Source organism: Microvirga sp. BSC39, assembly GCF_000739015.1.
Taxonomy (GTDB): domain Bacteria; phylum Pseudomonadota; class Alphaproteobacteria; order Rhizobiales; family Beijerinckiaceae; genus Microvirga.
The window spans coordinates 16,791-28,703 of the sequence record NZ_JPUG01000056.1; the positions used below are offsets into that span (position 1 = coordinate 16,791).

The 11,913-nt window shown below is 66.6% G+C and carries 16 protein-coding genes; 8 read left to right on the forward strand and 8 right to left on the reverse strand.

Annotated elements, in window-relative coordinates:
• The first annotated feature begins 110 nt into the window (after positions 1-110).
• The 6 genes from hisF to MA07_RS08900 are packed head-to-tail and all read left to right on the forward strand — an operon-like array spanning position 111 to position 3,959.
• A complete protein-coding gene (hisF, locus tag MA07_RS08875; protein WP_036349552.1) occupies positions 111-917 on the forward strand; it encodes an imidazole glycerol phosphate synthase subunit HisF in 807 nt (268 codons plus the stop codon).
• Between the two features lie 13 nt (positions 918-930).
• Entirely contained in the window at positions 931-1,680 is a 750-nt protein-coding gene (map, locus tag MA07_RS08880) for a type I methionyl aminopeptidase (protein WP_036349555.1), read from the forward strand.
• A gap of 7 nt (positions 1,681-1,687) precedes the next feature.
• Positions 1,688-2,008, forward strand: coding sequence for a phosphoribosyl-ATP diphosphatase (locus tag MA07_RS08885; protein WP_036349557.1), 321 nt, complete (start codon positions 1,688-1,690; stop codon positions 2,006-2,008).
• 19 nt (positions 2,009-2,027) lie between these two features.
• Positions 2,028-3,005 (forward strand): type I pantothenate kinase, encoded by a 978-nt coding sequence (gene coaA, locus MA07_RS08890; protein WP_052002975.1) that lies wholly within the window; start codon positions 2,028-2,030, stop codon positions 3,003-3,005.
• A gap of 7 nt (positions 3,006-3,012) precedes the next feature.
• Positions 3,013-3,366, forward strand: a complete 354-nt coding sequence (locus MA07_RS08895) for a hypothetical protein (RefSeq protein WP_036349560.1) — start codon at positions 3,013-3,015, stop codon at positions 3,364-3,366.
• 50 nt (positions 3,367-3,416) lie between these two features.
• A complete protein-coding gene (locus MA07_RS08900) occupies positions 3,417-3,959 on the forward strand; it encodes a DUF202 domain-containing protein (protein ID WP_036349563.1) in 543 nt (180 codons plus the stop codon).
• Positions 3,960-4,112: 153 nt separating this feature from the next.
• Here the strand turns inward: MA07_RS08900 and MA07_RS08905 are convergent, their stop codons facing one another.
• From MA07_RS08905 to MA07_RS08925, 5 genes are all read right to left on the reverse strand, one after another.
• Positions 4,113-5,114 (reverse strand): adenosine kinase, encoded by a 1,002-nt coding sequence (locus MA07_RS08905; protein WP_036349566.1) that lies wholly within the window; start codon positions 5,112-5,114, stop codon positions 4,113-4,115.
• A 121-nt stretch (positions 5,115-5,235) separates the two neighbouring features.
• The gene (locus MA07_RS08910; protein WP_052002982.1) at positions 5,236-5,655 is read right to left on the reverse strand and encodes a helix-turn-helix domain-containing protein; all 420 of its coding nucleotides are present in this window, start codon (positions 5,653-5,655) and stop codon (positions 5,236-5,238) included.
• Between the two features lie 4 nt (positions 5,656-5,659).
• Positions 5,660-6,226: a Smr/MutS family protein gene (locus tag MA07_RS08915; RefSeq protein WP_036349567.1), complete on the reverse strand. Its 567-nt coding sequence runs from the start codon at positions 6,224-6,226 to the stop codon at positions 5,660-5,662.
• Positions 6,223-7,341, reverse strand: coding sequence for an MltA domain-containing protein (locus tag MA07_RS08920; RefSeq protein WP_036349664.1), 1,119 nt, complete (start codon positions 7,339-7,341; stop codon positions 6,223-6,225). Before MA07_RS08920 ends, MA07_RS08915 begins: the two co-directional genes overlap by 4 nt.
• 62 nt (positions 7,342-7,403) lie before the next feature.
• The gene (locus MA07_RS08925) at positions 7,404-8,126 is read right to left on the reverse strand and encodes a Tim44/TimA family putative adaptor protein (protein WP_036349570.1); all 723 of its coding nucleotides are present in this window, start codon (positions 8,124-8,126) and stop codon (positions 7,404-7,406) included.
• A 268-nt stretch (positions 8,127-8,394) separates the two neighbouring features.
• Here MA07_RS08925 and secB point away from each other — a divergent pair, with 268 nt between their 5' ends.
• Positions 8,395-8,877, forward strand: a complete 483-nt coding sequence (gene secB / locus MA07_RS08930) for a protein-export chaperone SecB (RefSeq protein ID WP_036349572.1) — start codon at positions 8,395-8,397, stop codon at positions 8,875-8,877.
• A gap of 187 nt (positions 8,878-9,064) precedes the next feature.
• On the forward strand, positions 9,065-9,706 hold the full coding sequence (locus MA07_RS08935) for an alpha/beta hydrolase (protein WP_152568789.1): 642 nt from the start codon (positions 9,065-9,067) through the stop codon (positions 9,704-9,706).
• A 15-nt stretch (positions 9,707-9,721) separates the two neighbouring features.
• On the opposite strand, the gene dnaQ is transcribed toward MA07_RS08935, so the two are convergent.
• From dnaQ to MA07_RS08950, 3 genes are read right to left on the reverse strand one after another with little or no spacing between them, the layout of a single operon-like run.
• The gene (gene dnaQ / locus MA07_RS08940) at positions 9,722-10,441 is read right to left on the reverse strand and encodes a DNA polymerase III subunit epsilon (RefSeq protein ID WP_036349574.1); all 720 of its coding nucleotides are present in this window, start codon (positions 10,439-10,441) and stop codon (positions 9,722-9,724) included.
• A 15-nt stretch (positions 10,442-10,456) separates the two neighbouring features.
• Positions 10,457-11,059 carry a dephospho-CoA kinase gene (gene coaE, locus MA07_RS08945; RefSeq protein WP_036349577.1) on the reverse strand — a complete coding sequence of 201 codons (603 nt, stop codon included), beginning with the start codon at positions 11,057-11,059 and terminating at the stop codon, positions 10,457-10,459.
• Positions 11,056-11,904, reverse strand: coding sequence for a shikimate dehydrogenase (locus tag MA07_RS08950; RefSeq protein ID WP_036349580.1), 849 nt, complete (start codon positions 11,902-11,904; stop codon positions 11,056-11,058). The genes coaE and MA07_RS08950 overlap by 4 nt, the downstream gene beginning before the upstream one ends.
• Positions 11,905-11,913 lie beyond the last annotated feature (9 nt).

Below are 11,913 nucleotides of genomic sequence, written 5' to 3' on the forward strand. Positions count from 1 at the left end.
AGCGGGACAGGGGTGGAACCGCCCCGTTCTGCAAGCCTCGCGCATCCACCCCATCCCGGACCTTGCGGTCCGACCTTCCCCCTCAAGGGGAAGGTGATTAAGAGTGAACCATGCTGAAAGTCCGTCTCATTCCCTGCCTCGACGTGAAGGACGGGCGCGTCGTGAAGGGCGTGCAGTTCGTGGACCTCGTCGATGCGGGCGATCCGGTGGAAGCCGCCAAGGCCTATGACGCGGCCGGCGCCGATGAGCTGTGCTTCCTCGACATCACGGCCAGCCACGAGGCGAGGGGGATCCTGCTCGACGTGGTGCAGCGCACGGCCGAGGCCTGCTTCATGCCGCTCACCGTGGGCGGCGGCGTGCGCAGTGTCGAGGACATCCGCAAGTTGCTGCTCGCCGGCGCCGACAAGGTTTCGATCAACACCGCTGCGGTGAAGAACCCGGATTTCGTGCGCGAGGCGTCGGAAAAGTTCGGCAACCAATGCATCGTCGTGGCCATCGATGCGAAGAAAGTCTCAGGGGAGGGCGAACCGCCGCGCTGGGAGATCTTCACCCATGGCGGCCGCACGGCCACCGGCATCGACGCCATCGCGTTCGCCAAACAGGTGGCCGAACTCGGGGCAGGGGAGCTTCTGGTCACCTCCATGGACCGGGACGGCACCAAGGGCGGCTACGATCTCGCGCTCGTGCGGGCCATCGCGGACGCAGTCTCCGTGCCGGTGATCGCCTCGGGCGGCGTCGGCAATCTCGATCACCTGGTCGACGGCGTGAAGGATGGCCATGCCAGCGCCGTGCTCGCCGCCTCGATCTTCCACTTTGGCACCCATACGATCTCGGAAGCCAAGGGTTACATGGCAAAGGCAGGACTGAAGATGCGGCTGGATGAGCCGGCGCACAGCGCTTCAAGCCGGACAGCATGAAAGAACTCAGCCCATGACGGTCTCCAACGAAGACGATCTGAACAAGCTCCAGGAGATCGGCAGGATCGTGGCCAACACCCTTGAGGCCATGGCGGCTGCGCTTGAGCCGGGCATGACCACGGCGGAGCTCGACTTGATTGGGCGCCGCCTTCTCGAGAAGGCGGGCGCCCGGTCCGGCCCGGAGCTCGTCTACGATTTCCCCGGTGCGACCTGCATCAGCGTGAACGAGGAGGTCGCCCACGGCATTCCCGGATCGCGGCGGATCCAGGCGGGCGATCTCGTCAACATCGATATCTCGGCGGAAAAGAACGGCGTGTTCGCCGACACGGGCGCTTCCTTCCCGGTCCCGCCGATCACGAACGCCACCAAGCGCCTGTGCCGGGATGGCAAGCGCGCCCTATGGATCGGATTGCGCCAGGTCGGGGCCAACAAGCCAATTGCCGGCATCGGCCAAGCCATCGGGCAATTTGCCGAGAAGAACGGCTATACCCTGGTGCGCAACCTGGCCAGCCATGGCATCGGCCATTCCCTGCACGAGGAGCCGAAGGAGATCGCCACCTGGCCCGACCGCTCGGAGCGCCGGATCATGAACGAGGGTCTCGTCTTCACCGTGGAGCCCTTCCTGTCCCTGGGGGCGGAATGGGCCGAGGACGGGGACGATCCCTGGACCCTGTTCAGCGAGCCGCGCGCGCCCACCGTCCAGTACGAACACACCGTCGTTGCCACCCGCAACGGTCCCCTTGTCGTCACCCTGCCGGGCTAGTGCACCGATGACCTCCTTCACGCTCAACGATCTCGCCCGCATCGTGGCCGAACGCGCCGCGGCGCCTGAGGCCGAGTCCTATACGGCCAAGCTCATCGGCGGTGGCCCGGCCAAGGCGGCCAAGAAGCTGGGCGAGGAGGCGGTGGAAGCGGCGATTGCTGCCGTGCAGGGCGACCGCGAAAACCTCACGGCGGAAGCCGCCGATGTGCTGTATCATCTTTTGGTCGTGTTGCAGGGCGCGAATATTCCTCTAAGTGACGTCATGGCCGAACTGGAGCGCCGCACGGCGCAGTCGGGTCTTGCGGAGAAGGCCGCGCGCAAGACCTAAAACGGAAAAGGTGGTTCGCATGGACCAGCCCAACGTGGTTTCCGCCGCCGAGACCGATGACGGCCTGTCGCCCTACCGGGTCTTTTCCCGGGACGAATGGGCGAAGCTGCGTGCTGACGCGCCCATGACGCTCACCGCCGACGAGGTGGTGCAGCTGCAATCCCTCAACGATCCGATCTCGCTGGATGAGGTCGCGGCGATCTATCTGCCGCTCTCGCGCCTGCTCTCCCTCTACGTTGCGGCGACCCAGGGCCTGTTCAAGGCGACACAGCGCTTCCTGCTCGCCGAGAAGGACGCCAAGGTGCCCTACATCATCGGCGTGGCGGGCTCGGTGGCGGTGGGCAAATCCACCACGGCCCGTGTGCTCAAGGCGCTGCTCGCCCGCTGGCCCAACACCCCGAAGGTGGACCTCGTCACCACGGACGGCTTCCTCCTGCCCAACGCCGAGCTGACGCGGCTCGGGCTCATGGAGCGAAAGGGATTCCCGGAGAGCTACGACACCGGAAAGCTCCTGCACTTCCTGGCCGACATCAAGGCCGGCAAGCGCAACGTGAAGGCGCCTCTCTACTCCCACCTCGTCTATGACGTGGTGCCCGGCGAGGAGACCAATGTCGACCGGCCGGACATCCTCATCGTCGAGGGGCTCAACGTGCTCCAGCCGGCGCGCATGCCCAAGGACGGCACGGCCATTCCCTTCGTGTCCGACTTCTTCGACTTCTCGGTCTATATCGACGCCGACGAGGCCGACCTGCACCGCTGGTACGTGAACCGCTTCCTGCGCCTGCGCCACACCGCTTTCCGCGATCCGCTCTCCTATTTCCGGCGCTATGCGGAGCTACCCGAGGCGGAGGCCATCGGCATCGCCGAGGGCCTGTGGACCCGCATCAACCTGTTGAACCTGCAGGAGAACATCGTGCCGACCCGCCAGCGCGCGAGCCTGATCCTGAAGAAGGGCGCGAGCCACCGGATCGAGACGGTGGCGTTGCGGCGGCTGTGAGTCTGACGTGAAGCGGTTCGCCAAAGGATTGACCGTTCTCAACATCCTGGCGCTGATCGTCACGGCTTTGGCTGTGTGGCTCCTCGACCGGCGCTCCGCCATCGAGATGTTCGATATCGCAACGTATGTGGGATTGGGCATGGGTGCGCTCGGAGCCCTCATGTTCTTCGGCTCCGCCAGGGGGGTGAGCGCGTCCGCGGCAATGGCCGCCAGCGCGGCGGATCAGCCGAGCCGGATCATGGATGCGCTGTGGGGCGACAAGACTTCCAGCATATCCACGGGAGCCCTGTTCGTTCTCGCCGGTCTCACCTGGCTCGCGATTGCGTGGCCGCTGTCCATCCTGTTCGGCACAGGCCCCTGAAGCCAACCATTTCGCAATCTTGGGCGTTGTGCCTCCGAAGAGGAGGTTGCATGGCAACGCCACCGGTCGACGAGAAGATCAAGCGCAGCGCCGAGCATGCGCAGGAAGCGGCTGTTCAGACCCAGGAGGCCGCTGAGCAGACTCAGGAGGCTGCGGAAAACACCCAGGAGGCGGCGGAGCACACGCAGAAAGCGGCCAAGACGACAGCGGTCGCCAGCGTGCAGATGAAGGACTCCGCCGACCGGCGCACGGAGCTGGCCGCCAACCGCACGGTCTTTGCCGCCGAGCGGACCTATGCGGCCTGGGTGCGCACCGGCCTGGCGTCGCTGGCTTCGGGCATCGGCGCGAAAAAACTGCTTGAGGGCGTGGTGCCGGACTGGATGATCGTCTCCACCGGTTCGGTCCTGATCCTCTTCAGCGCCTTCTGCTTCGCGGCCGCCGTCTGGCGTCAGCTGTTCCAGGGCGCCCAGCCGCCGCAGCCCGACGTGCAGCGCATCCCGCCGTTCCTGTTCGTGGCCTTCAACGGTTTTCTCGCCCTCGTCTCGCTCGCCGCTCTGTTTGGGCTGTGGTTCGGGCAGACGGGCGGGGATTAGTCTAAACGCCATCCTCCAGTGTCATCCCCGTGCAGGCGGAGATCCGTAAGCACGACGCTTCAGGAAGTGCGACTCGCGTCCCACCTCATTCTGCACCGTCAGCGGTTATGGATCCCGGGCTCCGCTGACGCGGCCCCGGGATGACAGCGTGCATCAGCTCAGCAGACCCTGCTGCTCGGCCAGCTCCTTGAGGCTGGTCTGCGGGCGGGCGCCGAGGTGGCTGATGATCTCGGCGGCGGCAAGCCCCCCGAGGCGGGCGCAGTCGGTCAGATCCAGGTTTTTCACGAGCCCGGCGAGGAAGCCGGAGGCGAAGAGATCGCCGGCGCCGGTGGTGTCGACCACGCGCTCCACCGGGAAGGCCGGCACGGCCTTGGTCTCGCCGCGGCTCACGATCAGCGCGCCCTCGGCCGAGCGGGTGATGGCGCCGAGCACGTTTTCCTCGCGCAGCGCTGCCAGAGCGGTGTCGGCGTCCGAGGTGCCGTAGAGGCTCTGCAGCTCGTGGATGTTGGCGAACAGAATGTCGAGGCTGCCGTCGCGCATCAGACCCAAGAACTCGTCGCGGTAGCGGTCGACGCAGAAGGCGTCGGACAGGGTGAGCGCGACCTTGTTGCCGGCCTCATGGGCGATCTTCACAGCCTTGCGGAAGGCCTCCTTGGCGGCCGGCGGATCCCAGAGATAGCCTTCGAGATAGACGATGGATGAGGCGCGCACCGTGTCCGGGTTCACGTCGTCGGGGGTGAGGTTCTGGCAGGCGCCGAGATAGGTGTTCATGGTGCGCTCGCCGTCCGGCGTCACCAGGATGAAGCTGCGGGCGGTGGCCGGGCCATCCTCGGCGGGCTTCACGTCGTAATGCACGTCGATGGCCTTGAGGTCGTGGGCGAAGAGCTTGCCCGTCTCGTCGTTCTTCACCTTGCCGATGAAGCCTGCCTTGACCCCGAAGGAGGCCACGCCCGCCGCCGTGTTGGCGCCGGAGCCCCCCGACACGATGATGGCCGGACCCATATCGCCGTAGAGCTCTTCCGCCCGTGCCTCGTCGATGAGCTGCATGGCGCCCTTGTGGACCTTCTTCTGCAGCAGAAAGGCCTCGTCCGTATGGGCGAGCACGTCAACGATGGCGTTGCCGAGGGTGAGAACGTCGATGCGGGTCTGGGACATGAGCCACCGGGTTTGAGAAAGACGGGGCGCTTTCGCATCCGGGGCAGGGGAGGTCAAGCTCTTAGGACATCGAGCATCGAATGGATCCTAAAAGTGCCTTCGGCTTTTAGGTTCGAGGCTCTTACCGAGGTGAGACGGGTGCCTGGGCGTCGCTCGGAACTGCGCAACCGGCCCCGCGCTCCCGCTCCTGCGCCTGGTCGAGCACTGCGACCATCCGGTCGAGTTCGTCGGGGGTCAGGCCGCGGATCTCCCGCGCCAAGCGGTTGGCCAGCAGGGTGGCCTTGGGGTCGGTGTTGGCCGTGTCGATCTTCACCCGGGGATCGGAGAGGTCGGCCAGCCGCGTGAGCTCATCGGCCTCGTCCCAGATGATGTGGAAATACTGCAGCACGCCCTGGATGAGCGTCCAGGTGGGCTTTCCTCGTTCACCGCGCTCCAGCGCCGAGAGATAGGCGCTCGACACGCCGAGATGCGCGGCCATGTCCTTCAACATGCGCCCGCGCTCCTGGCGCAGCTGCCGCACCCGTTCTCCGAAGGGAGTCATCGTGTTACCCCACGCTCCGCCGCCGGCGGAGCCTGACATAGAGTGCACCGGATCCGCCATGCTGGGGAGAGGCCTCCTCGAAGCCGACCACCAGATGGCGCAGGTCGGGCAGGCGCAGCCAGTGCGGCACCATGCGCCGCAGCACGCCGCGCTCCTCGAACAGGCCGTTGCTGACGGCAGCCCCGCCCTTGCCGGTGATCACGAGCACGAGGGCATGGCCGGAGCCCTGCGCCCTGTGCAGGAAGCCGAGAAGGGCGAAATGCGCCTCCTCCTGGCGCATCCCGTGCAGGTCTATGACGCTGTCCACATCCTTGCGGCCGCGACGCAGGGCCTGGAGCGTCTTGCGCTCCACCGGGGCCATCGGGGGCAGGGCAGGTTTGGCGGGCGGGAGAGGGGGCAGGGCTGGCGGGAGCTTCGCCGCCACAGGAGCAGGAGCCTTGGCAGGCGCTGCTTCGGGCTCAGGCTCCGGCGGCAGGGCTTTGCCCTGCATGGGCTTCACGTGCCGGGCCACATGGGACCAGAGCCGCTTCTCCTCGGGGCTGAGCTGTCGGGTGCGGCTCTTGCGGGTCATGAACGGGGTTTGGGCTGCAGGACCACGAAGCGCACGGGATGGCGCAGGAGCCCGGCGCGGCGGCCCGCCTCCTCGCCGCTGCCGAAGAAGAAGTCGCCCCTGGCCGGGCCGACGATGGCCGAGCCCGTATCCTGGGCAATCATGAGGCGCCGGAGCGGCTCGGCCTTGTCGAGGGTCAGGGGCAATTGCCCGTCGAGCCAGACCGGAAGGCCGTAGGCCCAGAGGGAGCGGTCGACGGCGAGGCTCCGGCCGGGCACGAGCGGGTGGCCTGCCCCGCCGATGGGGCCGTCCTCGGGCGCCAGCTCCGCGGCCTCGCGGAAGAAGATGTAGGACTGGTTCTGCCCCATCAGGGCCTTGGCCTGTTCCGGATGGTCCTTCAGCCATCCCATGAGCTTTTCGAGCGTCATGGATTCCAGGTCCATCTCGCCCTGCTGCACCAGAACCCGGCCTATGGAGGTGTAGGGCCGCCCGTTGCGCCCGGCATAGGCGACCCGCATCACCGAGCCGTCGGCGAGGCGGATGCGGGCCGAGCCCTGCACATGGATGATGAAGGCCTCGCCCGGCTCGCGAAGCCAGACGATGGGCCGGGCCAGCTTGCCCAGGGCACCGCTCTCGATGGCGGCGCGGTCCGGATAGGGCTCGTGGCCGTCAGCCGTGCGCCGGGCTGCCTGAAGGCCCTTCTCGATCCCCGGCAGGGTCTCGCCCTGCGGGATGGTCACGAGGTCCTGCGGCCGGTCGAGCAGGGGAACCCGGTAGGTGGTATCCGGCGTGCGTGAGCCCTGAAATTCGGGTTCGTAATAGCCGGTGAGAAAGCCCCCGCCCGTATGGGGAATGACCAGTTGGGGCTGGAAAGACGTCTCGAAGAAGCGTTTTGCCTCCGCCTTATCGGCATCGGGCATCTTCAGGGCCTCGCGACACACAGCAAGAAGGTCTCCTTGAGGTGCCTGCGCCGGCCGCAGCCCGGCGGACGCGGCCTCAAGCGCCCGGCAGGAGCGCAGGAAGGCCCGGAAGGCCCCCGCGTGATCGTCCGCGTCCCATCCGGCGAGATCCGCGAATGCGAGGGGCTCCAGGCGTGCGAGGTCCTTCAGGGCCGGTCCGGCCACGGCATCGGGCATGCTCAGCGTCCAGATACTGAGGCTGGCAACCAGACAGGCGACAAGGCCCCGCCCGGCATGGATCATTGCCCCGCTTCGGTCGCCACGAGCAGCCAGTTGGGATCGCGGCTGCCGAGCGTGCGGGCGAAGGTCCACACGTCGGTGACGTCGGCCACGGTCTCGAGGCTGCCGTCCACCACGGCCCCGGAGGCATCGCGGGTGGCGGTGATCAGCTTGGACAGGAAGCGCACCACCACCTGAGCATTCTTGCCCTGGAGCTCGGCCCCGGCCATCTCGGCCTTGTCGATGGACACGAAGGTGGTCTCCACCGTCTCGCCCCGGCGCTCGCGCTCGGTGATCGCCCGCTCGAAGCCCTCATAGACCTCGCGGGAGAGAAGATCCTTGAGGGTGCTGCGGTCGCCCTGGGCAAAAGCCGTGACGATCATCTCGTAAGCGGACTTGGCCCCTTCAAGAAAGTCGGCGGCATCGAAATTCGGCTCGAGGCGGGCGATGCCGTCCAGCGCCTGAGCGGTGGGCGTACCGGGCTCGGCGATACCCTTCCAGCGCTCGGCCGGCGGAACCTCGGCGGCGGGACGGGGGCCAGCGGCGCCGGGAAGGCGCACCACATTGTGATCGGGCTCGGCCGGCGCATTGCCCGGGCGCAGGGGGGCATCCCGGCGTGACATGGGATCGAAGGGGGGCTGTTCGCTTCCGGTCTTCTGTCCCAGCACCGAGCGGAGACGCCAGATCACGAATACGGCGAGAACAATGAAAATGAGGGTCGTGATGTCGAAGGAATCCTGCATCGTCGATCCGTTGTAAGCCTGCCCGCGCCCGGTTGTCGCCGGGCGTTGTGTCGAGGAGGTGAAGGTGTCATCCTTCGCATATGGGGTCTTGAGGTCGTAACATCCACCTGTGCCCCCGACAAGCGAATGAGTTGGCTCAAAATCTTGCTTCCCGCATGAGAAGCATGGTAGCGCGAAGATCCATGGCCCGCCGCCGCAGACGCTTCGCTTTTGGGGAAGCGTTCCGCCCGGGCTTGACGAGACACACCCCCTTAGGGAGCATGAACCCATGGCCGATAATGCGGCAAACAACGCAGCGCCCTCGCTGAACGCCCTTGCGCAATACTGCAAGGACTTCTCCTTCGAGAACCCCAACGCCCCCCGCTCCCTGCAGCAGCAGACGGAAGGCCCGCAGATCAACCTGCAGGTCAACGTGAACGCCAAGCAGCTCGCCGAGGCCGACTTCGAGATCGACCTAACCCTTGAGGGCGATGCCAAGATCGGCGGCAAGGACGTGCTGTTCGCCTTCGAGCTCACCTATTCGGGCGTGTTCCGGATCCAGAACATCCCGCAGGAGCAGCTGCACCCGGTGGTGATGATCGAGTGCCCGCGCCTGCTCTTCCCCTTCGCCCGCCAGATGGTGGCCGATGCGGTCCGCAACGGCGGCTTCCCGCCCCTCTACATCGACCCGATCGACTTCGTGGCCCTCTACCGCCAGCGCGCCGCCGAGGTCCAGGGGCAGCAGGACGGCGCAGGCCAGACCCTGTCGTAAGCACTCGGACAAGTTTCGGAATTTTTCAGATCGGGCGAGGCGGAAGCTTCGCCCGATTTTTTTGTGCGATCGGTGCCCACCGGGTTATAGCTCGGCCATCAGGTTACATAATTGCAGGCAGATGATGGACGGTTCTCGCTTCTTCATATCGCCATTGAGGGACGGCCCGCATTCATTCGAGGTTGTGGTGCTTGAAGCGGCGCAGCCCTCCCGCACGGCTTTGTTTGCCGCCGGGCGGGGCGGGGATCCGCGGCGTCATCTTCCGCTGCTGCAAGCCCTCGCGCAGCACGGCTGCACAGTGGTCGCGCCGCATTTCGAGCCAATGGCGTCTCCGGTGCCCCGCGAGGATGAGATGCAGGCGCGGACGCGCCGCCTTGAACTGGCTGTTCGCTCGTTCGCGCAAGAAGACCTTCCGATCGCTGGAATCGGTCATTCGATCGGCGCCACGATGGTGCTCGTGATGGCGGGAGGCCATGCTCAGACGTTGGCCGGACAGAGGGTATCCGTAGCGTCGACGATCAACTTCGATTGCTTGGTGCTTTTCACCCCGGCCATGGATTTCTTCCGGGCGCCGGGTGCGCTGGCGTCTGTGGATGCGCCTATCCTGTCATGGGCCGGAGCGAAGGACACCGTGACCCCTCCAGCGCAGGCGGCATTCCTGAAGGAAGCGCTGGAGCCGAGATCGCCGGTGGAGGTCCGCCTGGTGGAAGAGGCCGGCCACTTCACCTTCATGCACGAACTGCCGCCCCACATCGTGGACTCGCATCCTGACCGGGATGCGTTTCTGGCGTCTCTCACCGACGATGTCTGTCGCTTCGTGGTAAGCTGACGAGAGTTCCGGCGCTCAGGAGGCTTCCGGCTTCGTCTCGCCAAGGTACTCGCGCCAGATGGCGCTCGGCCCGATGGACTGGATGAAGGCCTCGTGGGCAGCGCGCTCGGCGTCCGTCAGGCGGGAGATCAGGGTGCGTGGCCTTGCATCCCGGGCGGCGCGTTCCGCCGCCGCGGCACTCCGGCGGGCCGTCGGCTGCAGCGAGAGGTCGAAGCCCACCTGCCGGCCGCCGATCAGCTCGATATAGACCTCGGCCAGGATCTCGGCGTCGAGGAGCGCCCCGTGCTTGGTGCGCCGGGAATTGTCGATCCCGTAGCGGCTGCACAGCGCATCGAGGTTGTTGGCCGCCCCCGGGTGCTTGCGCCGGGCCATCGAGAGCGTATCGACCGCATCCGCGAGGTTGAACTGCGGATGCCCGGTGCGGGCGAGTTCCGCGTTGAGGAAGCCGATATCGAAGGCCGCATTGTGGATGACGAGGCGGGCATCGGCGACGAAGTCCATGAACTCGTCCGCGATTGTCGCAAAGACCGGCTTGTCGGCCAGGAACTCGTCCGAGAGCCCATGGACCGCGAAGGCGCCGGGCGACACGGGACATTCCGGGTTGATGTAGACGTGATAGCTCTTGCCTGTGGGGATGTGGTTGAGCATCTCCACGCAGCCGATTTCGATCACCCGGTCGCCGCTTGCATGACTGGTTCCGGTGGTTTCGGTGTCGAGAACGATTTCACGCAACATCACAAACACTCTTCATCAAAAACGGTGACGCCGTCCGGGACGGCCGGCGAGGCAAACGAGAATGGAGCGCACCTGCGCCTCGGCGGAAGAAAAGCCGCGGCTGGTGTCGACCAGGAAATGTGCCCGGGCGCGCTTGTCGGCGTCGGGCATCTGCTTGGCCAGGATGGCAGAAAATTTCTCCGCCGTCATGCCGGGCCGGGCCAGCACCCGCTCCCGCTGCACCTCGGCCGGCGCCGTGACCACCAGGGTGGCGTCGCAGCGCGTCTCGCCCCTGGTCTCGAACAGCAGGGGGATGTCGAGCACGGCGATGGGGAGGGCCGAAACGCGAGCGAGAAAAGTCTCCTCCTCCTCCCGCACCAGCGGATGCACGATGGCTTCGAGTTCCTTCATGCGCGCCGGGCTGTTGAGAACGGCGGCACCGAGTTTCGGGCGATCAACAGTTCCGTCCGCCACGGTGCCGGGAAAGGCTTTCTCGATCAGCGGCGCGGCGCGGCCGCGATAGAGCCGGTGCACGGTGGCGTCGGCATCATGGACCGGGACGCCCAGCTTGCGGAAGAGATCGGCGGTGGCCGACTTGCCCATGCCGATGGAGCCGGTGAGTCCGAGCACGAAGGTCATCGGGCCGCCTCCAGATCGGCGAGGATGAGGGAGCGCAGTTCCGGGGTGACCTCCGGGGTGACGCCGAACCAGCGCCGGAAGCCCGGCACCGCCTGGTGCAGCAGCATGCCGAGACCATCGACGGTCCTCAGGCCCTGCGCGGCGGCGGCAGCGAGCAGAGGCGTTTCCAGGGGCACATAGACGATGTCCGTCACCACGGCGTTGCGAGGCGCACGGGAGAGATCGATGGCCAACGGTGGCTGGCCCGCCATGCCCAGAGACGTGGTGTTGACGATGAGCTGGGCATGCGGGATCACCCGCCCGAGGGCCTCCCAGGCGGCGGTCTCCAGGGAGACCGCACTGCCCGGCCTGAGATCGCGGGCCAGGTCCTCCGCCTTCGACCCGGTGCGGTTCGCCACGAAGATGCGCTTGAGGGGCCGGTCCTGCAGACCCGCCACCACGGCGCGCGCGGCACCGCCGGCCCCGAGCACGAGGGCGGTTTCCACATCCTGTTCCCAGCCTGTCCCCAGCGTGGCATCGAGATTGCCGATGAACCCGACGGCGTCCGTGTTGTCGCCCCAGAGCACGCCGTCCTCGACCCAGAGGGTGTTGACCGCGCCGACCCGCTGCGCCCGCTCGGTCCTGCGGCGGACACCGAGGAAAGCCGCCTCTTTGTGGGGGAGGGTGACGTTGCCGCCGGCAAAGCCGCGCGCGTAGAAACTCTCCAGAAAATTCCCGAAATCCACAGGCGCCACATCGATGCGCTCATAGGAGCCGTCGAGGCCATAGGTCTTCAGCCAGTGGCCGTGGATCAGCGGCGAGCGCGAATGCTTGATCGGATGGCCGACGACGAAGGCCTTCGCCATGAATGCTTG